General features: G+C 67.2%; 20 protein-coding genes. 8 read left to right on the top strand and 12 right to left on the bottom strand.

The genetic code is table 11. The features are described 5' to 3' along the window. The coding region (locus BM297_RS18425; RefSeq protein ID WP_175526688.1) for a cbb3-type cytochrome c oxidase subunit I at positions 1 to 816 on the bottom strand (816 nt) is incomplete at its 3' end. Between the two features lie 52 nt (positions 817 to 868). Here BM297_RS18425 and BM297_RS18420 point away from each other — a divergent pair. Next, positions 869 to 1,582 (top strand): alpha/beta family hydrolase, encoded by a 714-nt coding sequence (locus BM297_RS18420; protein WP_092434358.1) that lies wholly within the window; start codon positions 869 to 871, stop codon positions 1,580 to 1,582. 92 nt (positions 1,583 to 1,674) lie between these two features. On the opposite strand, the gene acnA is transcribed toward BM297_RS18420, so the two are convergent. Beyond that, on the bottom strand, positions 1,675 to 4,347 hold the full coding sequence (acnA, locus tag BM297_RS18415; protein ID WP_092434355.1) for an aconitate hydratase AcnA: 2,673 nt from the start codon (positions 4,345 to 4,347) through the stop codon (positions 1,675 to 1,677). Between the two features lie 141 nt (positions 4,348 to 4,488). On the opposite strand from acnA, the gene tusA reads away from it, so the two are divergent. Next, complete coding sequence (gene tusA, locus BM297_RS18410; RefSeq protein ID WP_092434352.1) at positions 4,489 to 4,728, top strand: sulfurtransferase TusA; 240 nt, start codon at positions 4,489 to 4,491, stop codon at positions 4,726 to 4,728. 86 nt (positions 4,729 to 4,814) lie between these two features. Here tusA and BM297_RS18405 read toward each other — a convergent pair whose 3' ends face one another. After that, complete coding sequence (locus tag BM297_RS18405; RefSeq protein WP_092434349.1) at positions 4,815 to 6,206, bottom strand: MATE family efflux transporter; 1,392 nt, start codon at positions 6,204 to 6,206, stop codon at positions 4,815 to 4,817. A gap of 126 nt (positions 6,207 to 6,332) precedes the next feature. Between BM297_RS18405 and pdxB the strand changes: the two genes are divergently transcribed. Continuing rightward, positions 6,333 to 7,475, top strand: coding sequence for a 4-phosphoerythronate dehydrogenase PdxB (gene pdxB / locus BM297_RS18400; RefSeq protein WP_092434346.1), 1,143 nt, complete (start codon positions 6,333 to 6,335; stop codon positions 7,473 to 7,475). Here the strand turns inward: pdxB and BM297_RS18395 are convergent, their stop codons facing one another. Together BM297_RS18395 and BM297_RS18390 are read right to left on the bottom strand one after the other, a co-directional pair. Then, a complete protein-coding gene (locus BM297_RS18395) occupies positions 7,476 to 7,655 on the bottom strand; it encodes a PA1571 family protein (protein ID WP_092434343.1) in 180 nt (59 codons plus the stop codon). Positions 7,656 to 7,782: 127 nt separating this feature from the next. Continuing rightward, positions 7,783 to 8,517, bottom strand: a complete 735-nt coding sequence (locus tag BM297_RS18390; RefSeq protein ID WP_092434340.1) for a phosphoadenylyl-sulfate reductase — start codon at positions 8,515 to 8,517, stop codon at positions 7,783 to 7,785. 234 nt (positions 8,518 to 8,751) lie between these two features. Between BM297_RS18390 and thrH the strand changes: the two genes are divergently transcribed. Continuing rightward, positions 8,752 to 9,369: a bifunctional phosphoserine phosphatase/homoserine phosphotransferase ThrH gene (gene thrH / locus BM297_RS18385; protein WP_092434337.1), complete on the top strand. Its 618-nt coding sequence runs from the start codon at positions 8,752 to 8,754 to the stop codon at positions 9,367 to 9,369. A gap of 108 nt (positions 9,370 to 9,477) precedes the next feature. Here thrH and BM297_RS18380 read toward each other — a convergent pair whose 3' ends face one another. From BM297_RS18380 to rloA, 7 genes are all read right to left on the bottom strand, one after another. After that, positions 9,478 to 10,698, bottom strand: a complete 1,221-nt coding sequence (locus tag BM297_RS18380) for a phosphoenolpyruvate carboxylase (protein WP_092434334.1) — start codon at positions 10,696 to 10,698, stop codon at positions 9,478 to 9,480. Then, positions 10,695 to 11,336: a hypothetical protein gene (locus tag BM297_RS18375; protein ID WP_092434330.1), complete on the bottom strand. Its 642-nt coding sequence runs from the start codon at positions 11,334 to 11,336 to the stop codon at positions 10,695 to 10,697. The genes BM297_RS18380 and BM297_RS18375 overlap by 4 nt, the downstream gene beginning before the upstream one ends. Further along, entirely contained in the window at positions 11,337 to 15,011 is a 3,675-nt protein-coding gene (locus BM297_RS18370) for an ATP-binding protein (protein WP_092434326.1), read from the bottom strand. It abuts the gene before it with no gap. Between the two features lie 100 nt (positions 15,012 to 15,111). Continuing rightward, positions 15,112 to 16,461, bottom strand: a complete 1,350-nt coding sequence (gene pabB, locus BM297_RS18365) for an aminodeoxychorismate synthase component I (protein ID WP_092434323.1) — start codon at positions 16,459 to 16,461, stop codon at positions 15,112 to 15,114. Between the two features lie 123 nt (positions 16,462 to 16,584). Beyond that, positions 16,585 to 17,571 (bottom strand): alpha-L-glutamate ligase-like protein, encoded by a 987-nt coding sequence (locus BM297_RS18360; protein WP_090310295.1) that lies wholly within the window; start codon positions 17,569 to 17,571, stop codon positions 16,585 to 16,587. A gap of 4 nt (positions 17,572 to 17,575) precedes the next feature. Further along, the gene (gene rloB, locus BM297_RS18355) at positions 17,576 to 19,102 is read right to left on the bottom strand and encodes an osmotic stress tolerance membrane protein RloB (protein WP_092434320.1); all 1,527 of its coding nucleotides are present in this window, start codon (positions 19,100 to 19,102) and stop codon (positions 17,576 to 17,578) included. Positions 19,103 to 19,107: 5 nt separating this feature from the next. Next, a complete protein-coding gene (rloA, locus tag BM297_RS18350; RefSeq protein WP_092434317.1) occupies positions 19,108 to 19,641 on the bottom strand; it encodes a retropepsin-like aspartic peptidase RloA in 534 nt (177 codons plus the stop codon). 276 nt (positions 19,642 to 19,917) lie between these two features. Between rloA and BM297_RS18345 the strand changes: the two genes are divergently transcribed. The 4 genes from BM297_RS18345 to acnD all read left to right on the top strand — a co-directional run bounded on the left by BM297_RS18345 (position 19,918) and on the right by acnD (position 25,444). Further along, on the top strand, positions 19,918 to 20,640 hold the full coding sequence (locus tag BM297_RS18345; protein WP_092434314.1) for a GntR family transcriptional regulator: 723 nt from the start codon (positions 19,918 to 19,920) through the stop codon (positions 20,638 to 20,640). Beyond that, complete coding sequence (prpB, locus tag BM297_RS18340) at positions 20,637 to 21,548, top strand: methylisocitrate lyase (protein WP_092434311.1); 912 nt, start codon at positions 20,637 to 20,639, stop codon at positions 21,546 to 21,548. The genes BM297_RS18345 and prpB overlap by 4 nt, the downstream gene beginning before the upstream one ends. A gap of 85 nt (positions 21,549 to 21,633) precedes the next feature. Then, positions 21,634 to 22,761: a bifunctional 2-methylcitrate synthase/citrate synthase gene (gene prpC / locus BM297_RS18335; RefSeq protein WP_092434308.1), complete on the top strand. Its 1,128-nt coding sequence runs from the start codon at positions 21,634 to 21,636 to the stop codon at positions 22,759 to 22,761. Positions 22,762 to 22,840: 79 nt separating this feature from the next. Further along, positions 22,841 to 25,444 (top strand): Fe/S-dependent 2-methylisocitrate dehydratase AcnD, encoded by a 2,604-nt coding sequence (acnD, locus tag BM297_RS18330; protein ID WP_092434305.1) that lies wholly within the window; start codon positions 22,841 to 22,843, stop codon positions 25,442 to 25,444. Positions 25,445 to 25,555 lie beyond the last annotated feature (111 nt).

Below are 25,555 nucleotides of genomic sequence, written 5' to 3'. Positions count from 1 at the left end.
GAGGGACTGAGCCCAGTCCGGCAGGGCGGTGTAGTGCAGGTGGTGCGGGCCGGCCCAGATGTACAGGGTGATCAGCGCCCAGAAGTGGACGATGGACAGGCGGTAGGAGTACACCGGGCGCTCGGCCTGCTTGGGCACGAAGTAGTACATCATGCCGAGGAAGCCGGTGGTCAGGAAGAAGCCCACGGCGTTGTGGCCGTACCACCACTGCACCATGGCGTCGGTGGCACCGGAGTAGATCGAGTAGGACTTGAGGAGGGTGACCGGGATTTCCAGGTTGTTGACGATGTGCAGCATCGCCGTGACCAGGATGAAGGCACCGAAGAACCAGTTGCCGACGTAGATATGCTTGGTCTGGCGCTTCATCACGGTGCCGAAGAACACCACCGCGTAGGCGACCCAGACGACGGTGATCAGGATGTCGATCGGCCACTCCAGCTCGGCGTACTCCTTGGAGGAGGTGAAGCCGAGCGGCAGGGTGATGGCCGCGAGCAGGATCACCAACTGCCAGCCCCAGAACACGAAGCTGGCCAGCGGACCGCCGAACAGGCGGGTCTGGCAGGTGCGCTGCACCGAGTAGAAGGAGGTGGCGAACAGGGCGCAGCCGCCGAAGGCGAAGATTACCGCGTTGGTGTGCAGCGGTCGCAAGCGACCGAAGCTGGTCCATGGCAGGTCGAAGTTCAAGTTCGGCCAGACCAGTTGGGCGGCGATCAGCACGCCGATTCCCATACCAACGATCCCCCAGATCACCGTCATGACGGCGAACTGGCGGACCACCTTGTAGTTATAAGCAGTCCCTAGGTTTTCTGTGCTCATTTTCGAGGTTCCACGACTAATGGGCTTGGATCGGAAAAAGATCAGCGTGAGCATGGATAAACCGCTCCTGTCAGATGTTGATACAAATCAAGGCCCTATGGCGTGTGAGGTTTTTTGCGTGAGTTTTCCCGAACTTTTATGGTCCGGTCCGGTCGGTGAGGTGCGCGGCCGGCTGATTCTGGCCCACGGCGCCGGCGCGCCGATGGACAGTCCGTTCATGAGCGCAATGGCCGAGCGCCTGGGCGAGTGTGGCGTGCGCGTGGTGCGTTTCGAGTTCCCCTACATGGCCGAGCGGCGCCGGAATGGCGGCAAGCGGCCGCCCAATCCACAGGCTCGCCTGCTCGAGTGCTGGCGCGAGGTCTGGCGCGAGGTGAATGCCCGCGAGCCGGGCGCCTGGGCCATTGGTGGCAAGTCGATGGGCGGGCGGATGGCCAGCCTGCTGGCCGACGAGCTGCAGCCGGCGGCACTGGTCTGCCTCGGCTATCCGTTCCATGCCGCCGGCAAGCCGGAGAAGCCGCGGGTCGAGCATCTGGCTGCCTTGCGCACGCCGACCCTGATCGTGCAGGGCGAGCGCGACGCGCTGGGCAACCGCGAACGGGTGGCGGGTTATAGCCTGTCGCCGGCGATCCGCCTGCTGTGGCTGGAGGCGGCCGACCACGATCTCAAGCCGCTCAAGGTTTCCGGCTTCAGCCATGCCCAACATCTGCAGCGCACGGCCGAGGCGATCGCCGGTTTTCTCGGCGGGTCCGCCTCCTGGCCCTTGTAGGAAACCGGACGCAGGCCTTTTCCACTATTCAGTGATGCGCAGGGTGGAGTGGAACTCGCTGGGCGAGTTTTCCCACCCCGCGTTGCGCGCGCTCAGCCGGCCAGCAGCTGGCGCAGCACATGGTGGAGGATGCCGCCGGCCTTGAAATAGTCGAGTTCGATGGCCGTATCGATGCGGCACAGCACCTCGAAGCGCTCTTCGGTGCCGTCGGCGCGCTGCAGCTCGACGATCAGCTTCTGCCGTGGCTGGAGTCCGGCGGCCAGGCCGTGGATGCTCAGCCGTTCGCTGCCGTTGAGCGCCAGGCTCTGGCGGTTCTGCCCGGCGACGAACTGCAGGGGCAGCACACCCATGCCGACCAGGTTGGAGCGGTGGATGCGCTCGAAACTCTCGGCGATCACCGCCTTGACCCCGAGCAGGTTGGTGCCCTTGGCGGCCCAGTCGCGCGATGAGCCGGTGCCGTACTCCTTGCCGGCGATCACCAGCAGCGGCACGCCCTCGGCCTGATAGCGCATGGCGGCGTCGTAGATCGACAGCTTGTCACCGGAGGGCTGGTGCAGGGTGTTGCCGCCCTCCTCGCCGCCGAGCATCTCGTTCTTGATGCGGATGTTGGCGAAGGTGCCGCGCATCATCACCTCATGGTTGCCGCGCCGCGCCCCGTAGGAGTTGAAGTCCTCCGGCGCCACGCCGAGGCCCTGCAGGTACAGGCCGGCCGGGGAGCTGGGCTTGATGCTGCCGGCCGGGGAGATGTGGTCGGTGGTGATCGAGTCGCCGAACAGGGCAAGGATGCGCGCCCCCTCGACATCGGCCAGCGCGGCCGCTGGCTGGTCGATGTGCTGGAAGAACGGCGGGTGCTTGATGTAGGTGGAGCGTGGATCCCATGGGTAGGTGGCGCCGGGACTGACGGCGATCGCCCGCCAGGCGGCATCGCCGCTGAACACGTCGGCATAATGGTGGCGGAACATGTCCTCTTCCACCGCGCCGACCGCCGCGGCCACCTCGGCGTCGCTTGGCCAGATGTCCTTGAGATACACCGGCTGGCCGTCGCTGCCGGTGCCCAGCGGCTCGCGGGTCAGGTCGATGCGCGTGGTGCCGGCCAGGGCGAAGGCCACCACCAGCGGCGGCGAGGCCAGCCAGTTGGCCTTGACCTGCGGATGCACGCGACCCTCGAAGTTGCGGTTGCCGGACAGCACCGAGCTGACGATCAGGTCGTTGGCGTTGACGCACTCCGCGATCGGCGGCGGCAGCGGCCCGGAGTTGCCGATGCAGGTGGTGCAGCCGTAGCCGACCAGATTGAAGCCGAGCTGGTCCAGGAACGGGGTGAGGCCGGCCTTGGCCAGGTAGTCGGTGACCACCTTGGAGCCGGGCGCCAGCGACGACTTGACCCAGGGCTTGCGGCTCAGGCCGCGCTCCACGGCCTTCCTGGCCAGCAGGCCGGCGGCCATCAGCACGCTGGGGTTGGAGGTGTTGGTGCAGGAGGTGATGGCGGCGATCACCACGTCGCCATGGTGCAGGCCGTAGTGGGCGCCGGCGACCAGAAAGTCGGTATCCAGCTCGGCCTTGCGTCCGGACAGCTCCAGCAGCAGGTCGAACTGGGCGCGGATGTCCTCCAGGGCGACGCGGTCCTGCGGGCGTTTCGGGCCGGCCAGGGAGGGCTGCACGCTGGTCAGGTCCAGGGTCAGGCTGTCGCTGAAGGTCGGCTCGTCGCCCGCCGCGCGCCACAGACCCTGGGCCTTGCAGTAGGCCTCGACCAGGGCGATGCGCGCCGGATCGCGGCCGGACAGGCGCAGGTAGTCGAGGGTGATCGCGTCGACCGGGAAGAAGCCGCAGGTGGCGCCGTATTCCGGGGCCATGTTGGCGATGGTGGCGCGATCGGCCAGCGGCAGGTGATCGAGGCCGGGACCGAAGAATTCGACGAACTTGCCCACCACCCCGCGCTTGCGCAGCAGCTCGGTGACGGTCAGCACCAGGTCGGTGGCGGTCACCCCTTCGCGCAGCTTGCCGGCCAGGCGCACGCCGACCACCTCGGGAATCAGCATCGACAGCGGTTGGCCGAGCATCACCGCCTCGGCCTCGATGCCGCCCACGCCCCAGCCGAGCACGCCCAGGCCGTTGATCATGGTGGTGTGCGAGTCGGTACCGACCAGGGTGTCCGGGTAGGCGAGGGTGGCGCCGTCGTCGTCGCGGCTCCACACCACCTGGCCCAGGTACTCCAGATTGACCTGGTGGCAGATGCCGGTGCCCGGCGGCACCACGCGGAAGTTGGCGAAGGCCTGCTGGCCCCAGCGCAGGAAGGCGTAGCGCTCGTGGTTGCGCTGCATCTCGATGGCCACGTTGTCGGCGAAGGCGCTGGGGTCGGCGAAGCGGTCGACCATCACCGAGTGGTCGATCACCAGGTCCACCGGCGACAGCGGGTTGATCCTTTGCGGATCGCCGCCGGCGCGGGCCATGGCATCGCGCATGGCGGCCAGATCGACCACCCCGGGCACGCCGGTGAAGTCCTGCATCAGCACCCGTGCCGGGCGGAACTGGATTTCCTGCTCCGAGCTGCGCTTGTGCAGCCACGCCACCACCGCCCGGCAGTCGGCGGCGGTCACGCTGCGGCCGTCCTCGCAGCGCAGCAGGTTCTCCAGCAGCAGCTTGAGCGAGACGGGCAGTTGCTTGATGTCGCCGAGGCTGCGTGCGGCGTCGGGCAGGCTGAAGTACTGGTAGGTGCGGCCGTCGACCTCGAGGCTGCGGCGGCAGTTGAAGCTGTCCGGGTGGGACATGGCGGTGTCCTCCAGTCGGGATGCGCGGCGGACGGCGCGGGGCTGATTCTCAAGCCTAGTCCGTCCTGTGGCCGGCTGCCGCGCGGTTGGCCGCGCCAGCGCTTTGCGCGACAATGCCGGCCTGTCACGCGGAGTTCCCCCATGTCCCAGCAACCCGACGCCATTCTCGATGCCACCGGCCTCAACTGCCCCGAGCCGGTGATGATGCTGCACAACAAGGTGCGCGACCTGCCGGCTGGCGGCCTGCTCAAGGTGATCGCCACCGACCCGTCGACCCGCCGCGACATTCCCAAGTTCTGCCTGTTCCTCGGCCACGAACTGCTCGAGCAGCAAGAAGAGGCGGGCACCTACCTGTACTGGATCCGCAAGAAGCTCGACTGAGCGTGGCCTGCGGCAGGGTGGAGAACCGCGCAGCGTTTTCCACCCAGTGCTGCTTTGCTGGGCAATGCCTGCGGCGGTTTCCCAGCCTACGCGGGAGCGCGGATCTGGCGCCGCGCGATGCGCTGCAGACGCACGCCGAGCAGCACGGCGGCGCAGGTCAGGCCGATCACCAGGCCCTGCCACAGCCCCGCCGGGCCGCTGGGCGGGCCGAGCAGCTCGCTGAGGCCCAGGCTGTAGCCGATCGGCAGGCCGATGCCCCAGTAGGCCAGCAAGGTGATCAGCATGGTCGCACGGGTGTCGTGGTAGCCTCGCAGGGCGCCGGCGGCGGTGACCTGGATGGCGTCGGAGAACTGGAACAGCGCCGAGTACATCAGCAGCGCGCCGGCCACGGCGAGTACCTCGGCATTCGGCGTGTAGAGGCGGGCGATGTCGCCGCGCAGCCACAGCATCAGACTGGCCGAGCAACAGGCGTAGACCAGCGCGGTAGCCATCGCGACCCCGGCGGAAAAGCGCGCATCACGCGGCGCCCCGCGGCCCAGTGCCTGGCCGACCCGTACCGTGGTGGCCATGGCCAGCGAGTAGGGGATCATGAACACCATCGAGGAAAAATTCAGCGCCACCTGATGCCCGGCGACCACGCTGGCGCCCAGGCTGCCGATCAGCAGGGCGATCACCGAGAAGATGCTGGCCTCGGCGAAGATGGCGATGCCGATCGGCAGGCCGAGGCTCAGCAGCGCGCGGATCGCCGGCCACTGCGGCCCTTCCAGGTGCTCGAACAGCCGGCTCGACTTGTACAGCGGCGCCCAGTGCACCCACCACAGCATGGCACCGAGCATGAACCACAGCACCAGCGCGGTGGCCCAGCCGCAGCCGACGCCGCCCATGGCCGGCAGGCCGAGCTTGCCGTAGATGAAGATGTAGTTGAGCGGGATGTTCAGTAGCAGACCCAGCAGGCCGATCACCATGGTCGGTCGGGTGCTGCCCAGACCGTCGCTGAAGCCGCGCAGCACCTGGAACAGCGCGAGGGCCGGGAAGCCGAGCGCCACGGCCTGCAGGTAGCCCATGGCGGTATCGGCCAGCGCCGCCTCGACCTGCATGAGCAGCAGCAGCGGGCGCGCCGAGAACAGCAGCAGGGCGGCGCTCAGACCGATGGCCAGTGCCAGCCACAGCGCCTGGCGCACCAGCGGGCCGATCAGCGCGTAGCTGCCGGCGCCGACCTTGCGCGACACCTTGGCGGTGGTGGCCAGCAGGATGCCGCCCATCAGCAGCAGCAGCGGTACCCAGATCGAGTTGCCCAGCGCCACGGCGGCCAGGTCGCGCGCGCCGACCCGGCCGGCCATCACGGTATCGACGAAGCCCATGGCGGTGTTGGCCAGCTGGGCGACGATGATCGGACCGGCGAGGGCGAGCAGGGCTTGGACTTCGTTAAGGCTGCGGCGGGCGCGGGAGACGGCGGATGACGGGGGCAGGGGGGACATGGCGGGCCTCGAAAAACAGCCGGTAAGTCTACGCCGCGCACCAGAATGGAGCCAGCGCAGTGCCGCGCCTGATCGGCCGATCAGGTAAAGTGGCGGCAACTCCCGACTTTCCGACGGATACCGCCCATGCGCCTGCTGGCCGACGAAAACATCCCGCTGCTCGATCCCTTCTTCGCCTCCTTCGGCGAGATCCGCCGCATGCCCGGTCGGGCCATCGACCGCGCCGCCGTGGCCGACGCCGACGTGCTGCTGGTGCGCTCGGTGACCCGCGTCGACCGGGCGTTGCTGGAAGGCAGTGCGGTGAAGTTCGTCGGTACCTGCACCATCGGCACCGACCACCTGGATCTGGCGTACTTCGCCGAGGCCGGCATCGCCTGGTCCAGCGCGCCGGGCTGCAACGCCCGCGGCGTGGTCGAGTACGTGCTCGGTGCGCTGCTGGCCCTGGCCGAGCGCCACGGTGTCGAGCTGGCCACGCGCACCTACGGGGTGGTCGGCGCCGGTCAGGTCGGTGGTCGCCTGGTCGAGGTGTTGCGCGCTCTGGGCTGGAGCGTGCTGGTCTGCGATCCGCCGCGCCAGGCGCGCGAAGGGGGCGACTTCGTCACTCTCGAGGAGATCGTGCGGCGCTGCGACGTGATCAGCCTGCACACGCCGCTGACCCGCGACGGCGGCGACGCCACCTGGCACCTGCTGGACGCCGGGCGGCTGGCGCAGCTCAAGCCCGGCAGCTGGCTGATCAACGCCAGCCGCGGCGCGGTGGTCGACAATGCGGCGCTCAAGGCGCACCTGCAGGGCGGCGCCGATCTCGAGGCGGTGCTGGATGTCTGGGAGGGCGAGCCGCAGGTGGATGCCGAGCTGGCCGCGCTGTGCCGCCTGGCCACCCCGCATATCGCCGGCTACAGCCTGGACGGCAAGCTGCGCGGCACCGAGCAGATCTATCAGGCGTTCTGTAGCTGGCGCGGCGAGGCGGCGCCGGTCGGCCTGCAGCAGTTGCTGCCGCCGGCCTGGCTCAGCGAGCTGGTGCTGCACGAGCAGGCCGAGCCGAGCTGGGCGCTGGCCACGGTCTGCCGGGCGGTGTACGACCCGCGCCTGGACGATGCCGCCTTCCGGCGCAGCCTGGTCGGCGACGCCGAGGCGCGCCGCGCCGGCTTCGATGCGCTGCGCAAGCACTATCCGATGCGTCGCGAGCTGCCGGAACTGACGGTGCGGGTGCTGGGGGAGGCGCAACAACTGCGCCGCCAGTTGGCGGCGCTGGGGGTCCGGCTGGGCTGATCAGCGCAGCCGGCGGCGGAACGACTTGGCGTCCTGTTCCAGCTGGCGGCAGGCCTGCAGGATCATCCGCTCGGTGATCGGAATTTCCCGGCCCTGGGCATCGATGATCGCGCCCAGCTGCTGGTGGCGAAGCTGGCGCACGGTGTGCTGGCGACTGGGCTGTTGCTGTTCGCGGTGCATGGCGGTCTCTCCTTATTCTGCCGATGAGGGGCAGTCTAGTTCCGCCAGATGAAGTCCGGATGACAGCCCGCCTGTGGCGTCTTGACGCAGGATCCCGTCAGACCCTGCGCCTGGAGCCTGGCGGCAACTAGTTCTTGGCGATCAGGTTGCCGGCGTGCAGGCCGCACTCCTTGTGGGTGGCCTCTTCCCACCACCAGCGGCCTTCGCGCTCGTGCTGGTTGGGCAGCACCGGGCGGGTGCAGGGCTCGCAGCCGATGCTGATGAAGCCCTGCTCGTGCAGCGGGTTGTAGGGGATCTCCAGCATGCGGATGTAGCCCCAGACTTCCTCGCTGCTCATGTTGGCCAGCGGGTTGAACTTGTACAGCGGCTGCTCAGGCGTGGAGAAGGCGCCGTCCACTTCGAGCACCGCCACCTGGCTGCGGGTGCCGGGGCTCTGGTCGCGGCGCTGGCCGGTGGCCCAGGCCTTGACGCTGGCCAGCTTGCGCTTGAGCGGCTCGATCTTGCGGATGCCGCAGCATTCGCCGTGGCCGTCCTTGTAGAAGCTGAACAGGCCCTTTTCGCGCACCAGCGGCTCGAGCAGGCGCGGATCCGGGGAGAGCACCTCGATCTGGATGCCGTAGTGCTCGCGCACCTGCTCGATGAAGCGGTAGGTCTGCGCGTGCAGGCGGCCGGTGTCCAGGCTGAACACCTTGACGTTCTTGTTCAGCTTCCAGGCCATGTCCACCAGCACCACGTCCTCGGCGCCGCTGAAGGAGATCCACAGCTCGTCGCCGAAATGCTCGAAGGCAAGCTTGAGCACCTCCTGCGGGGATTTGTCGGCGTAGGCAGCCGCCAGGGCGGCAACATCGAAGGTCTGGCTCATCGGGGTGTCCGGTTGATTCGTGGCTAATGCGTAGCCGCGATGGTAACAGCAAGGCGTTTATGCTTTGAAATAACCAAATAATGCTGCACTACTAACCATAAGGAATATGTAGTCGGCGCGGCTCGTCGCTGGTGCCCGGCTTTTTCGGCGCGCCGGCGCGCGCTGCGTTGCACCCCGGCAGGCAAGTCGCTAGAGTGCCGCCTCCGTCACTGGCTGATAAATGAGGAATGCCCTGTGGAAATCGCCTGCCTTGATCTCGAGGGTGTACTGGTCCCGGAAATCTGGATCGCCTTCGCCGAAAAAACCGGAATCGACGCGCTCAAGGCGACTACCCGCGACATTCCCGACTACGACGTGCTGATGAAGCAGCGTCTGCGCATTCTCGACGAGCACGGCCTGAAGCTGCGCGACATCCAGGAAGTGATTGCCACCCTGCAGCCGCTGGAAGGCGCGGTGGAGTTCGTCGACTGGCTGCGCGAGCGCTTCCAGGTGGTGATCCTCTCCGACACCTTCTACGAGTTCTCCCAGCCGCTGATGCGCCAGCTCGGCTTCCCGACCCTGCTGTGCCACAAGCTGATCACCGACGAGACCGATCGCGTGGTGGACTACCAGCTGCGCCAGAAGGATCCCAAGCGTCAGTCGGTCATCGCCCTGAAGAGCCTGTACTACCGGGTGATCGCCGCCGGCGACTCGTACAACGACACCACCATGCTCAGCGAAGCTCACTCCGGCATCCTGTTCCATGCGCCGGACAACGTGATCCGCGAGTTCCCGCAGTTCCCGGCGGTGCACACCTACGAGGACCTCAAGCAGGAGTTCCTCAAGGCTTCGGTGCGCGAGCTCAGCCTGTAAGGGTAGCGCTGCCGTAGCAAGACCGAGGCCCGCCACTGTGCGGGCCTCGGTGTTTATGGGCGGTGGGAAATCACCGGGGCTGGCGCGGCACCATCCGCAGTCGCGCGCTCAGGCCAGCCACAGCCGCACGTCGCGCACGATGAAGTTGCCGCTGTACAGCGGATGCGCCGCGCCGATGGGGTCCAGCTCGAAGTGGCGCTTCTGCTCCTCCGGCAGGCCCTCGTAGCCGCCGATCACCTGGTACAGCCAGCTTTCGGCATCCCAGGGCAGCTCCTGCTGCGCTCGCCACTCCAGTGCCGACACCGGCTGGCCGCTGTCGATCACCTGGCAGAAGTAGGCCGACACCGCCTCGCGGATCGGGTTGTGGGCGATCTCGAAGGCTTCCACCTCGCCGAGCACGAACTCGCCGGCCTCGGCCGGCGCGGGGGCGAAGCGGTCCTGGGGTTGCAGGGCGCGGATCTGCGCCACCAGGCCGAGCAGTTCGTCCTCATGCAGCGGGTTGTGGATGTCCACGGCGGCCGGAGCGAGGATGGCGGGCGCCTGGTTGAACAGCTGCGGCACCGTCTGGTGGGCGGCATGGTTGCCCACCTGGTAGTCCGGCTGCTGCTCCAGGTGCAGCAGCCAGCCCTTGAGCAGGCGGGTGCGCCCGCGGATCTGCCGGAAGCGGCCGAGCAGCTCGAGCAGGCGACCCTGGACGATGCTCAGCTCCTGGGTGCAGGCGCTGACCGTGCGCTGCAGGCTGGCGACCAGCAGGCGGCGCAGTTCGCGCAGGTCGCCGGCGCTGTCGGCCAACTCCTCGAAGCTGATCATCTCCAGGCCGGCGAGCAGCTCGCTGACCTGCGCCTGGGCCAGTTCGTTCTCGCGGATCTTGGCGTTGAGGGTGCCGACGTAGCCGAACTCGTTGTTGATCCGGCTCCACAGCACGCGGATACCGTGGCTGAGGGTTTCGCCGAAGGCGTAGACGCGCTCCTTGAGGTCCGCCAGGTAGGCGTCGGCCGCGGCGTAGTCGCCCTGGTGGCGGGCTTCCCGGTAGTGCGCGGCGAGGGTCTTGAAGGTGGCCAGCGCACTGCCAGTATTGGCGTCGATCTGCCGGTTGCGGTCGTCGCGCAGGGCTTCCTCGAGCAGGGCGCGCACCACCCGGCGCAGGTGCAGGTCGGCGCCGGGTTCGGGGCGGTAGAGGATGCCGTCCTTGACCAGCCGTTCCTGCACCGCCGGCTCCAGCGCCTGGTCGGGCAGGGAGCCGGCCAGGTAGGCGTCCATGATCGGTTCGGCATGCCGGCCCAGCTGGCGCAGGAAGCGCACCCCGGCCTGATGCAGGTTGCCGCTCATAGCAGGCTGCCCTGGCTGGCGCTTTCGGCGCGCTCTTCCAGCGTCAGGCCCTCGGTCTCGTCGATGAAACGGATCACCTCGTACAGGTACTCCAGCTTGCCGGTGCCGAGGTAGATCTGCTTCTCGGGGTTGGGGCGCAGCAGGTAGCCCAGTTCGCACAGGCGCTTGAACACCTGCTTGATCTGGCCGTCGACGTTGCTGCTGGTGGAGCCGAACAGCCGGTAGTGGCTGATGCGCGCCAGCTGTTCACGGAACGCCGGGGTGTCCTCGACGACGCTCTGCAGCTCGTTGAGGCGCAGGGCGCTGCCTTCGCTGAGCGGCGCGTCCTGGGCGCCGGCTTCCTGCACCAGCACCAGCCATTCCACCAGCGGCGTCAGGGCGTTGCAGACATCGCGGAACTGCTGGCCGATCACCCGGCGCTGGTCATCGCCGAGCTGGCGGTAGGCACAGAAGAACACCTCGCCCTCGCTGCTACCGCCGACGGTGGCCACCGCGCGGTTGAGGGTGGCCAGGTAGTCGTCCACCTGCTCGCGGTTGGCCGGCGTCTTCAGGAAGCGCCAGCCGTCCTCGTCGCTGGTGCGGCAGATGAAGTCGCCCTTGAGTAGGCGCTCGATCACTTGTCCCTTGGTCGAGAGCATTCAGGCAACCTCCCCGGTTTTCCGGCCCTTCAGGCGTTCGGCGATGACATCCAGCTGCGGCTTGACCACCTGCAGCTGGCGGGTCTGCTTGTTGACGATGTAGCGGTTGGCGAACAGTGCCAGCACCTCGGAGTCCGGGTTGGGGAAGGCGCCGAGGATGCGGATGTTGTTGCTCGAGCAGGCGTCGAAGATCTTCTTCACGTTGTTGTGGTGCAGGGTGCCCAGCTCGTCGATCGGCCAGTGGATGGTGGCCGGCGCGTTGCCGCGCAGCAGGCGGGTGAAGGCGAGCAGGAACTTGCAGAGGATCAGGTAGGCCATGCCGTGGCTGGACGACTCGTTGAGCTGGCGGTCGGTGCGGATCACCAGGTCGCTGTTGCCCTCGCGCAGGCGCAGTTCGATCTCCAGCAGGGCAGCGATGCCACCGCCCAGCGCCGAGCGGCCGATGATGTCCAGCGCGCGGCGCATGCTGCTGGTGTAGTCCTCGCCGGGCAGCTCGCTGAAGCCGCTCTCGCGCCACTCGCGGAACGCCTGGATGAAGGCCTTGAGCTCCGGCCAGAATTCCAGCTCGCTGATCCGCGAGCGGATGCGTACCGCCGACTCCGATACGCCGTCGAGGAACAGCTCCTCGCTGACCTCGCGGGTGATCCGGGCGCTCTGCGTGGCGATGCGCCGGTCGATGTCGGCGAGCACCTCGTAGTAGCCGTGCAGGTCGATGCCGAAGATCTTGCCCTGTTCGCGCAGGGCGGTGAGGCTCTGCGGGACCATCACGTTGAGCAGTTGCGCCAGGTGCGGCACCAGCTTGCGGTAGTCGAGGCCGGGAATGCCGCGCTCGTTGACCAGGGTGCACTCCTCGCGGCTGCGCTCCCAGGTTTCCGCCAGGCTGGAGCCGGACTGGCTGACGATCAGGCTGTCGAAGCGCTCGACGTGGGTCTTGATGGCGGCGAGCATCTGCTCGCGGCCGTGCAGCAGCTCCTCGCCCAGGCGCAGGCGCTCGTCCAGTTCGCCGGCGGCGATCTCGCCGTCGCGGGGCAGCTTCAGCTCGCCGAGGCGGCGCAGCAGCGTCTTCAGGCGACTCAGGGCGTCGTCGAGGCGGCCCTTGTCCTGCAGGGCCTGCACGCGGCGCTCCTCCAGGGTGCTGCGTTCGCTCTTGTAGTCGGCCGTGGCGCTCTTCAGCTGCTGGTCCAGGCTGCTGGCGCGGCTGCGGCTTTCGCCCAGCTCGCCCTGCAGCTTCGGCTTGCGCTGCAGCCAGGTGTGCCGGTACCAGTCGTCATAGCGCAGCACCTCGGGACGCCGCTGCTCGGTGTGCTGGATACGTTCGGCGAGGGTCTTGATCTGCCGCTTGAGGCCGACGATCACGCTTTCGTCGACGCCGCGCGACCTCAGCTCGGCCTGGTACCAGCGTTCGCACTCGGCCAGTTCGCTCTTCGCCTTGGCGCGGCGCTCGTCGGCGCCGGCCTTGAGCTGGCGGATCTGGCCGTCGAGGCTGCCGAGCACCTGCTGCCAGTGGGCGGAGGCTTCCAGGCGCTCCTCGCTGTGCTGGGCCTTCAGCTCGCTCAGCCAGCCGTCACGCTCGGCGGTCAGCACCTTGAGGGCGGCGTCGTGCTCGACCTGCTGCTTGCGGGCCTGGGAGCGACGCTCCTGCACGGCGGCGTCCAGCTTGTCCTTCTGGCTGCGGCGCTCCTCCTTGAGGCGCTGGCGGTCGTCGCGGCGGCCCTGCGCCTCGCTACGCGCGACGATCAGCTGGCGCTGCAGTTCGTCGAGGGCGGCGCTGGCCTCGACCAGGCGCGCCTCCGCGTCCTGCTGCTGGTTCTGCGCGTCCTGCAGGGCGTCCTTGGCGAGCTGCAGGCGCTGGCGCAGTTCCTGTTCGCTGGCGGCGTACTCGGGGGTGTCGAGGGCGGTGAGGTCCAGCTGCAGGCCGAACAGGCTGTCCGCCGCGCCGTCGACCAGCGCCGGCTTGAGGTCGGCACGCTGCAGCAGCGCCGGATGGATCACCTTGCCGAGGTGCGCCTCCCAGCCGGGCTGCTCGCGGCGCAGGAACTCCAGCAGGGTGTGCTGGCCGGGGTAGAGCATGCGCTCGAGATCGTCGAGCTGCTCCTGGCGCTCGACCGCCCGGCGGGCGCACAGGCCCAGCGCGCTGTTGGCCTCGTCGCGGCGGCTGCGCAGCTGGCGCTCCTGGCCCTCCAGCTGGCGAACCCTGGTTTCGCTGGCGTCGACCTTTTCGTCGGTCTCCTCGAGGCGGCGGTCGAGGATCGCCAGGGCGAGGTTTTCCTCTTCGCTGTAGCCGACGCTGGCGATCTGCTGCTCGAGGCGGCCGCGCTCCAGCTTCAGCGCGTATTCGCGCTGGGTGAAGTCCTCCAGGCCCTGCTGGCGGCGGGCGGCGAAGTGCTTTTCCAGTGCGTTCAGCGCTTCGTCCTGCTGGGCCTTCTGGGTGTCGCGCTCCTCGCGCAGCGCTTCCTGCTGCTCGTGCAGTTGCTCGAGTGCCGTGCCGAGCTGGTCCTTGATCGCCTGCTGGCGCTCCAGGTAGGCGCGCTCGACGTCCTGGTGCTGTTCGGTGAGCAGGCGGTGGCGGGCTTCCAGGTTGCCCAGCTCGTCGCGCCAGGCGCCGACCTGCTCGAGGTCGGCCCTGGCCTGGTCGATGTCGGCGTCGAGGAAGGCCTGGTACTGGCTTTCGATCTGGTTCAGCTCGTCCTCGGCGCGGCTGATATCGCCGCGGGCGGCCGACAGGTCCTGGTTGAGGCTGTCGCGCTGCTCCTTCCAGCGCTCCTCCAGTTGCTTGAGCTGGAAGCCGCTCTGCTCGATCAGCGCGGCGGTCTCCTCCTGGCGCTGGTACAGGCGCGGCTCGTCGGCCTTGTAGCCGAGCAGCAGGCCGCCCAGGCGCGACTCGTTGGCCAGCAGCTCCTGGTATTCGCGCTCCAGCTTGTCGAACTCCGGGCGGATCGCGTTGAAGCCCTGGATCAGCCGGCTGTCGCGGATCCAGTCCTCGACGCGCTGCAGGTTGAGGTGGGTGGCCGGCGGGCTGACGCCGTCCTCCTCGAGGATCGCGGCGACCATCGACTTGACGGTCTCCATCTTGCCTTCGCGCGAGTGCACGGCGCGGGCCAGCTTCTCGATATGGCGCAGCGAGTGCTCGGGCTCGCACAGCGAGAACTGCCGCGCCCAGCTGCGCAGTTCGACCCGGTCGCTGTCGCCGGCGAGTAGACTGCGGTCGTTCTGGATGATGGCGCGGAACTGGCGGGTATTGAGCAGGCGGGTGGTGAATACGCCGGCCTGCTTGAGGCGCCGGCCGAGCTCTTCCATGCTCAGGCAGGTGATGGCGTCGCCCTGGCGACTCTTCACGTAGTCGTCCAGCTCGAAGCCCTTGTGCACCAGGCGGTAGGCCACGCCCTTGCCGCCGCTGGCGGCGGCCAGGACGACCTGGCACAGCTGGTCATCCATGCGCCGGTATTCGTAGATGATGAAGCTCTGCTCGGTGGGCAGGTACCAGCGCTCGAAGCTGTCGCGGGTGGCCGGCACCACGCGGCTGGGGTATTCGCCGTAGAACACCGGCACCAAGCGCTGCAGGGTGGTCTTGCCGGAGGCGTTGGTGCCGCAGATGTTGGTGTGGTCATCGACGACCAGCTCCACCACGCCCTGCAGGTGGGTGTTGATCAGGATGATACGGTTCAGACTGGGCATGGGGATCCTTTCTGTGCAACGAAGCGGGCCGGGGCGCAGTGTAGACAGGCGGCGCGCGCGGAAGTGTCGCCCCGGTCGCCTTTCCGGTCGCGGGTAAATATCAGTCGAGGGTGGCTTCCAGGGTCTGCAGCAGCACGCGCACCTTGGTCTTCGACTCCTCGTACTCGGACTGCCACTCGGAGTCCATGACGATGCCGCCGCCGCCCCAGCAACTGGCCTGGCCGGCCTGCAGGAGGACGGTGCGGATGCAGATCGAGCTGTCCATCTCGCCGCGGCTGTCGATGAACAGCAGCGAGCCGCAGTAGATCGAGCGGCGGCTCGGCTCCAGTTCGTCGATGATCTGCATGGCGCGGATCTTCGGCGCGCCGGTGATCGAGCCGCCGGGGAAGCTGCCGGCCAGCAGGTCGAAGGCGTCCAGGCCCGCGGCCAGCTCGCCGGTCACCGAGCTGACCAGGTGGTGCACGTTGGGATAGCTTTCCAGGGCGAACAGTTCCGGCACGCGCACCGAACCGGTACGGCAGCTGCGGCCGAGGTCGTTGCGCAGCAGGTCGACGATCATCAGGTTCTCGGCGCGATCCTTGCGGCTGGCCAGCAGCTCGGCGGCCAGGGCACGGTCTTCGCCGGCATCGCGGCCGCGCGGGCGGGTGCCCTTGATCGGCCGGGTCTCGACCTGGCCCTGGCGCACACTGAGGAAACGCTCCGGCGACAGGCTGAGGATCGCGCCGTCGTCCAGCGCGAGGTAGCCGGCGAAGGGCGTCGGACAGGCGTCGCGCAGCGCGCCGTAGGCCGCCCAGGGGTCGCCCTGCCAGGGGGCCTGGAAGCGCTGGGCGAAGTTGACCTGATAGCAGTCGCCGGCGCGGATATAGGCCTGGATTCGCTCGATGGCGGCCTGGTACTGGCCGGCGTCGATGTCGGCGGCAAACGGCGCGAGCAGGCGGAACTCGCCGGGTGGGGCGGGCGTGGCGGGCGCCTCGAACAGGGCGATCAGCGCATCACGGCGCTGGGCGGCCAGGCTCGGGTGGAACACCAGCTGCGAGGTCTGCCGCTGGTGGTCGCTGACCAGCGCCCAGGCATGCAGGCCGAAGGCCGCGTCGGGCAGTTGCAGGTCGTCGGCGGCCTGCGCGGGCAGGCGCTCCAGGCGGCGGCCGAAGTCGTAGCCGAGGTAGCCGAGCAGGCCGCCGGTGAACGGCAGCTCGCAGCCATCCGGCGCTTCGGCGCGGCCCAGGCTGGCGAGGGCGGCCCGGCAACGGGCGAGGAAGGCGCGGCCGTCCTCGCCGGATTCGGGCGAGAGGCGCTGCTCGGGCCAGGCGCTGAACAGATCGAAGCGGCCGCGATCGGCACCCGGCCGGCCGCCGTCCAGCAGGCAGGCGCCGGGAGCGGCGCGCACGAGGGCGAAACGCTCGCGGGGATCGGCGTGGTAGGGCAGGGGGTGAACGCAGCAGGTGGGCATGGCTAGGCTCGAACGATCGCAAGCCGGAATTCTAACGCAGGGGCGCGGCAGGATGGGTGGGGTTGTGGGGAGAAGCGGGCGCCTGGCTGGCAGGCGCCCGCAGAGGGCCAGAGCTCGACTGGTTTAGAGCTCGACCGGCTTGATGTGGCCGAACAGCTCCTGGGAGAAGCGCACGCGCTGCTCCGGGGTTTCCTCGATGCCCTTGGCCTTCAGTTCGGCCAGGCGTTCCTCCACGGCGTGGGCGCGATGGGTCAGGCCACAGTCGTTGGCGATCTGGATGTTCAGGCCCGGACGGGCGTTGAGCTCCAGGATCAGCGGTCCCTTCTCCTGGTCGAGCACCATGTCGACGCCGATGTAGCCCAGGCCGCACAGCTCGTAGCAACCCGCGGCCAGCTTCATGAAGCCGTCCCAATTGGGCAGCTGCACGCCATCCACCGCGTTGGTGGTGTCCGGGTGCTTGGTGATCTTGTTGTTCAGCCAGGTGCCGCGCAGGGTGATGCCGGTGGCCAGGTCGACACCGACGCCGATGGCGCCCTGGTGCAGGTTGGCCTTGCCGTTGGACTGGCGGGTCGGCAGGCGCAGCATGGCCATCACCGGGTAGCCCATCAGCACGATGATGCGGATGTCCGGCACCCCCTCGTAGCTGATGCTCTTGAAGATCGGATCCGGGGTGACCCGGTATTCGATCAGCGCGCGGTCGCGACCGCCACCCAGCGAATACAGGCCGGAGAGGATGCTGGAGAGCTGCTGCTCGATCTCGTCGCGGCTGACGATCTTGCCGGAGACGGTCTTGAAGCGGCCCTCGAAGCGGTCGGCGATCACCAGGATGCCATCGCCGCCGGCGCCCTGCGCCGGCTTGATCACGAAATCGTTGTGTCCGGCGATGATCTCGTCGAACTTCTCGATTTCCTTCTCGGTGGAGATGATGCCGTACATCTCCGGCACGTGGATGCCAGCGGTGATGGCGCGCTCCTTGGTGAGGATCTTGTCGTCCACCACCGGATACAGACTGCGCTTGTTGTACTTCAGCACGTAGTCCGCGTTGCGCCGGTTGATGCCCATGATGCCCTTGGCATGCAGGGCCTTCCAGGTTTTGATCAGACCGAACATGGCATCAGTCCTTGAGGAAGGCTTTGAAGCGGAACAGCTCGGTCAGGCGGTAGCCGCGGTAGCGACCCATCGCCAGCATGAAGCCCACCAGAATCAGCAGCACGGCCGGGAAGGTGAAGATGAAGTAGGTCAGCTCCGGAATGCTCATCAGCAGGTGCGCCAGGGTGGCGGCGATCAGGGTGCCGACGGCGACCTTGAAGGCATGGCTGCCGCCACGTTCTTCCCAGGTGATCGACAGGCGTTCGATGGTCATGGTCAGGATCACCATCGGGAACAGCGCCACCGACAGGCCGCGCTCGAGGCCGAGCTTGTGGCTGAACAGGCTGATCACCGCGATCAGCACCACCACGAAGGTCAGCACCACCGACAGGCGTGGCAGCATCTGCAGCTTGAGGTGCTCGAGGTAGGAGCGCAGCGACAGGCCCAGCGCGGTGATGATGGTGAACAGCATGATGCCGAAGCCCAGCTGGGTCTCGCGGAAGGCCAGGGCGATCAGTACCGGGGTGAAGGTGCCGAGGGTCTGCAGGCCGCCGAGGTTGCGCAGGATCAGGATCACCAGCACGCCGATCGGGATCATGATCATGATCTGGTAGGTCTGCTGGGTCTGCAGCGGCAGGCCGTACAGCGAGTACTCGAGGAAGCCCGAATCGGCCGAGGCGTCGGACTGCTTGGCCAGGCGGATGGCGTTCAGCTCGCTGGTGTTGAGGGTGAAGCTGACCTGCGGCTGCTTGCCGCCATCGACCTTGACCAGTTCGCCGTCACCCAGCCACCAGATCAGGCGGTCGCGCGGCAGGCCCTGCTGGCCATTCTCGGGGTTGAAGTACAGCCAGTTCTGGCCGTTGAAGCTGCGCAGCCACAGCTCGGGGGTCTGCACCTGGTTTTCGATCAGGCGGATGGTGTTGACCCGTTCCAGCGGCACATGGGCGATGGACAGCAGCAGGTCGATGACCCGCGCGCGATTGTTGACCGAGGTGTCGCCGGCGAGCAGCAGCTTGACGTTGTCGTCATTGAGGTTGTTGACGCGCTTGATGGTCTCGCTGATGAAGGTCTCGACGTCGGCCGAATGCTGGCGGATGGGCGCCAGCAGGGCCTCGGCGGCGATCTGCTCGGGGCCGGCGATCGGCAGGCTCTCACGATAGATCGGCCCTTTTTCCGCAGGCTTTTCCGTGGCGAAGCGCTGGGTCAGGACCATGCGGTAGTAGAGGGTCTGCGGACCGTTGGCGCGGCGGGCGGACCAGGTCACCCGGCGGTTGCCGTCGACATTGTTGACACTGACGCCGTAGTTGTTGGAGATGAAGCTCTCGTTGAGACTGACGAAGTCCTGGACCAGCGGCGGCACGAACATCTGCACCTTGACCGGGTCGCGCGGGTTGGCCTGGAACTCGACCTTGGCGTCGATGTTCCAGACGTTATCCGTTTCCGCCTCGGTGACCGGGATGCCGAGGACGAAAATCTGGTAGGCGGTGATCGCCACGCCCAGGCTCACCAATATGGCGATGAGGACTTTCAGGTGCAAAGTGAGGGAGCGCATCGAGGTTACTCGTCCGAGAGTGCAACGTTGGAGCAGCCGGGTTTGCCGGCGGCGTATTTGAGACTGGGGTCTACCAGGGCGCCGAAGCGTTTGAGAGCCTCGGCGCCGATCAGCAGCGGGTATTGGAACGCACTGCGGTCGGTCAGGTTCACTTCGATGGTGCGCAGCGTGTCGCCCATGCAGACATCGAGCTCGATCACCGGCCTGGCAGTATAGGTTTTCCCTTCGTCGGGGTCGAAGTCACCGGCGCGCCGCTTGATCTTGCTGATGCGGGCCAGCGGTTTCTCGATCGTCGTCGCGTCTTCGTCGCTGCCGATCTCGAAGCGCACCCAGGCTTCACCATTGCGCTTGAAGCGCTTGATGTTGCGCGCGCCGAGCGAGGCGGTCTTGGCGCCGGTGTCGAGTTTGGCAGCCAGAACGCTGTCGAGTTCCTGAAGGCCGACATATTCGTTGAGACCGTAAACGGTTTTTTCGGCAGCAAGGCTAAGGCCGCAGGGCATCAGCAGGCTGAGTAGCAAGACAAGGGGCTTGAGTCTCATAGGTCCTGAGTGATGAAGCGTGAGGGGGCCGGGAAGGTGAGGGCAGGGGGTTGGCTGCCGCGCAAACGGCGGCCATTCTAGCATGCAGCGGATAGCCCGGCGACAGTCGCAGCGGGAGCGTGGAGCGGGATGCTGGGGGTGCGCGGCGGGGCGTGGCAAGAACGGTGCCCGAAAGACGCTTGTCAGGTCGATTGTCGACAATCGTCTAAGGATGTTTGACATTAATCGGGTGTTGCCCTAGCTTTTGTCCATCAGCCTCAGAGATGTGTCGACAATATGATGGACGCGCTAGCAGAAGCCCCCATTGTGGACGACGAAGCCGGAACCCTTTCGGATCATGTGTTCCGGCGCATCCAGTCGGCCATCGTGCGCGGCGACATCGCCCCGGGCAGCAAGATCTCCGAACCCGAGCTGGCGCGTGCCTACGGCATCAGTCGCGGCCCGCTGCGCGAGGCGATTCGCCGTCTGGAAGGGCAGCGTCTGCTGGTCAGGGTGCCGCATGCCGGCGCGCGCGTGGTGTCCCTCAGCGAGGCCGAACTGATCGAGCTGTACGAGATTCGCGAGTCGCTGGAAGGCATGGCCTGTCGGCTGGCCGCCGAACGCATGTCCTTGGAGGAGATCAACGAGCTGCGCCAGGTGTTGGAGACCCACCAGCGCGACGAGGCGTTCCGCGCCGGCATTGGCTACTACCAGCAGGAAGGCGACTTCGACTTCCACTATCGGATCATCCAGGGCAGCGGCAACCAGACGCTCAGCAACCTGCTGTGCAACGAGCTGTATCAACTGGTGCGCATGTACCGCATCCAGTTCTCGACCACCCCGAACCGGCCGCGCCAGGCCTTCGTCGAGCACCACCGCATTCTCGATGCCATCGCCGACCGTGACGGCGAACTGGCCGAGCTGCTGATGCGCCGCCATATCGCGGCCTCCAAGCGCAACGTCGCGCGTCACTTCCAGGACGCCGCCCACAAGAACACCACGCAACGAGGTAAGTCATGAGCCACAAGACCCCCGGCCAGAAATTCCGTGAAGCCGTCGCCAGCGAGTCTCCGCTGCAGATCGCGGGTGCCATCACCGCCTATGCTGCGCGCATGGCCGAAGCCACCGGCTTCAAGGCGCTGTACATCTCCGGCGGCGGCGTGGCGGCCAACTCGCTGGGCATCCCGGATCTGGGCATCAGCACCATGGAAGACGTGCTGATCGATGCCCGCCGCATCACCGACGCCACCACCCTGCCGCTGCTGGTCGACATCGACACCGGCTGGGGCGGCGCCTTCAACATCGCCCGTACCATCCGCTCGTTCGAGAAGGCCGGCGTCGCTGCCGTGCACATCGAGGACCAGGTCGGCACCAAGCGCTGTGGTCATCGTCCGGGCAAGGAAGTGGTCAGCACCGAGGAGATGGTCGACCGCATCAAGGCCGCCGTCGATGCCCGTCGCGACGACAGCTTCGTGATCATGGCGCGTACCGACGCCCTGGCTGGCGAGGGCCTGCAGGCGGCCATCGACCGCGCCTGCGCCTACGTCGAGGCAGGTGCCGACATGATCTTCCCCGAGGCGATGACCGAGCTGTCGATGTACAAGGAGTTCCGCAAGGCCGTCGGCGTGCCGATCCTCGCCAACATCACCGAATTCGGCCACACCCCGCTGTTCACCCGCGACGAGCTGGCCTCGGTGGACGTGGACATGATCCTGTACTGCTGCGGCGCCTACCGGGCGATGAACGCCGCCGCGCTCAAGGTCTATCAGGCCATCCGCGAGCAGGGCACCCAGAAGAACGTGGTGCCGATCATGCAGACCCGTGCCGAGCTGTACGACTTCCTCGGCTACCACGACTACGAGCAGAAGCTCGACCAGCTGTTCGCCCAGAAGGGCCAGGGCAAGCTGGGCCCGAAGCGCGACTGCTGAGAGCGTCGGGAAATTGAGCCTCAAGGGTGAGGCTCGCGTTTGAAGCTGCTGTATCCAACAAGAAATTCAATAGAGGAACAAAGCAATGGCTGAAGCAAAAGTTCTGAGTGGTGCCGGCCTGCGTGGCCAGATTGCCGGACAGACTGCCCTGTCCACCGTAGGCAAGGAAGGCGCCGGTCTGACCTATCGCGGCTACGATGTCCGCGAGCTCGCCAAGGACTGTCTGTTCGAGGAGGTCGCCTACCTGCTGCTCTACGGCGAACTGCCGACGGCTGCCCAGCTGGATGCCTACCTGCAGCGCCTGCAGGGCCTGCGCGATCTGCCCCAGGCGCTCAAGGAAGTGCTCGAGCGCATCCCGGCCGACGCCCATCCGATGGACGTGATGCGCACCGGCTGCTCGATGCTCGGCACCCTGGAGCCGGAGCACAGCTTCGACGAGCAGCGCGACATCGCCGACCGTCTGCTGGCCGCCTTCCCGGCGATCATGTGCTACTGGTACCGCTTCAGCCACCAGGGCGTGCGCATCGACTGCGTCACCGGCGAAGCCGACCTCGGCGGCCACTTCCTGGCCCTGCTGCACGACAAGAAGCCCAGCGAGCTGCACCGCAAGGTGATGAACGTGTCGCTGATCCTCTACGCCGAGCACGAGTTCAACGCCTCGACCTTCACCGGCCGCGTGTGTGCCTCGACCCTGTCCGACCTGTACTCCTGCGTCACCGGCGCCATCGGCTCGCTGCGCGGCCCGCTGCACGGCGGTGCCAACGAGGCGGCCATGGAGATGATCGAGAAGTTCGCCTCGCCGGAAGAGGCCACTGCCGGCACCCTGGCCATGCTCGCCCGCAAGGACAAGATCATGGGCTTCGGCCACGCGATCTACAGCGTGTCCGATCCGCGCAACGAGGTGATCAAGGTCTGGTCGAAGCAGCTCGCCGATGAAGTGGGCGATACCGTGATCTTCCCGGTGTCCGAGGCCATCGACCAGGTCATGTGGGAGCAGAAGAAGCTGTTCCCCAACGCCGACTTCTACCACGCCTCGGCCTACCGCTTCATGGGCATCCCGACCAAGCTGTTCACCCCGATCTTCGTCTGCTCGCGGGTCACCGGCTGGGCCGCCCACGTGTTCGAGCAGCGTGCCAACAACCGCATCATCCGCCCGAGCGCCGAGTACATCGGCGTCGAGCCGCGCGCCGTGCCGTCGCTGGCGCAGCGCTGATCGGGAACGGGAGGGCCCCTACAAGGGGCTCTCCTGCCGGTTCCTTCAACGATCGTTATCCGCGTGAGTCTCCGCCCCTATGAATACTGAATATCGCAAAGCCCTGGCCGGTACCCAGCTGGACTATTTCGACACCCGTGCGGCGGTCGAAGCCATCCAGCCCGGTGCCTACGACAAGCTGCCGTACACCTCCCGCGTGCTGGCCGAGCAGCTGGTGCGCCGCTGCGATCCGGCCATGCTGACCGACTCGCTGAAGCAGCTGATCGAGCGCAAGCGCGACCTGGACTTCCCCTGGTACCCGGCCCGCGTGGTCTGCCACGACATCCTCGGTCAGACCGCGCTGGTCGACCTGGCCGGCCTGCGCGATGCGATTGCCGAACAGGGCGGCGACCCGGCCAAGGTCAACCCGGTGGTGCCGACCCAGCTGATCGTCGACCATTCGCTGGCCGTGGAAGCTCCGGGCTTCGACCCGGAGGCGTTCGAGAAGAACCGCGCCATCGAAGACCGTCGCAACGAGGACCGCTTCCACTTCATCGAGTGGACCAAGACCGCGTTCAAGAACGTCGACGTGATCCCGGCCGGCAACGGCATCATGCACCAGATCAACCTGGAGAAGATGTCGCCGGTGATCCAGGCCCGCGAAGGCGTCGCCTTCCCGGATACCTGCGTCGGTACCGACAGCCACACCCCGCACGTCGATGCCCTCGGCGTGATCGCCATCGGCGTCGGCGGCCTGGAAGCCGAAACCGTGATGCTCGGCCGCGCCTCGATGATGCGCCTGCCCGACATCGTCGGCGTCAAGCTGACCGGCAAGCATCAGCCCGGCATCACCTGCACCGACATCGTGCTGGCGCTGACCGAATTCCTGCGCAAGGAGCGCGTGGTCGGTGCCTACGTCGAGTTCTTCGGTGAAGGTGCGGCCAGCCTGTCGATCGGCGACCGCGCGACCATCTCCAACATGTGCCCGGAATACGGCGCCACGGCGGCGATGTTCTACATCGACCAGCAGACCATCGACTACCTCAAGCTGACCGGTCGCGAGCCGGAGCAGGTGGCGCTGGTCGAGAACTACGCCAAGACCACCGGCCTGTGGGCCGATGCCCTGGTGGATGCCGACTACGAGCGCGTGCTCGAATTCGACCTGTCCACCGTCGTGCGCAACATGGCCGGCCCGTCCAACCCGCACAAGCGCCTGCCGACCTCGGCCCTGCACGAGCGCGGCATCGCCGACGAAGCCAAGCTGGCTGCCGCCCGCGCCGAAGAAGCCGAAGGCCTGCTGCCGGACGGCGCGGTGATCATCGCCGCCATCACCAGCTGCACCAACACCTCCAACCCGCGCAACGTGGTCGCCGCCGGTCTGCTGGCCAAGAAGGCCAACGAACTGGGCCTGCTGCGCAAGCCGTGGGTGAAGACCTCCTTCGCTCCGGGCTCCAAGGTCGCCAAGCTGTACCTGGAAGACGCCGGCCTGCTGCCGGAACTGGAAAAGCTCGGCTTCGGCATCGTCGGCTACGCCTGCACCACCTGCAACGGCATGTCCGGCGCCTTGGATCCGCAGATCCAGCAGGAAATCATCGACCGCGACCTGTACGCCACCGCCGTGCTGTCCGGCAACCGCAACTTCGACGGCCGCATCCACCCGTACGCCAAGCAGGCCTTCCTCGCCTCGCCGCCGCTGGTGGTCGCCTACGCCATCGCCGGTACCGTGCGCTTCGACATCGAGAAGGACGCGCTGGGCACCGACCAGAACGGCAAGCCGATCACCCTGAAGGACCTGTGGCCGAGCGACGAGGAAATCGACGCCATCGTCGCCGCCTCGGTGAAGCCGGAGCAGTTCAAGCAGGTCTACATTCCGATGTTCGATCTGGGCGCGGTGGAAGAGGCCAAGAGCCCGCTGTACGACTGGCGTCCGATGTCCACCTACATCCGTCGTCCGCCGTACTGGGAAGGCGCGCTGGCCGGCGAGCGTAGCCTCAAGGGCATGCGTCCGCTGGCCGTGCTGCCGGACAACATCACCACCGACCACCTGTCGCCGTCCAACGCCATCCTGCTCGACAGCGCCGCTGGCGAGTACCTGGCCAAGATGGGCCTGCCGGAGGAGGACTTCAACTCCTACGCCACCCACCGTGGCGACCACCTGACCGCCCAGCGCGCCACCTTCGCCAACCCGCAGCTGGTGAACGAGATGGCCGTGGTCGACGGCAAGGTCAAGAAGGGTTCGCTGGCGCGCATCGAGCCGGAAGGACAGGTGGTGCGCATGTGGGAAGCCATCGAAACCTACATGGAGCGCAAGCAGCCGCTGATCATCATCGCCGGTGCCGACTACGGTCAGGGCTCCTCGCGTGACTGGGCGGCCAAGGGCGTGCGTCTGGCTGGCGTCGAGGCCATCGTCGCCGAAGGCTTCGAGCGCATCCACCGCACCAACCTGGTCGGCATGGGCGTGCTGCCGCTGGAGTTCAAGCCGGGCGTCAACCGCCTGACCCTGAACATCGACGGCACCGAGACCTTCGACGTCAAGGGCGACATCTCGCCGCGCTGCGACCTGACCCTGGTCATCCAGCGCAAGAACGGCGAAAGCGTCGAAGTGCCGGTCACCTGCCGCCTCGACACCGCCGAAGAAGTGTCGGTCTACGAGGCCGGCGGCGTGCTGCAGCGCTTCGCCAAGGACTTCCTCGGCCAGGCCTGATCCCGCGGCTGCCCCCGCTCTGTGCTGTAGTGCAGGGCGGCGGGCGGTCCCCGCGCATTTTCCTTCCTGTGCTGCCGTCCGGCGGCACAGTTTCATGAGGACAAGATTCCC

The organism is Geopseudomonas sagittaria, assembly GCF_900115715.1.
GTDB classification, from domain to species: Bacteria; Pseudomonadota; Gammaproteobacteria; order Pseudomonadales; family Pseudomonadaceae; genus Geopseudomonas; species Geopseudomonas sagittaria.
The sequence above is the reverse complement of the archived record's forward strand: the minus strand, read 5'-3'. Positions and strand labels throughout refer to the sequence as shown.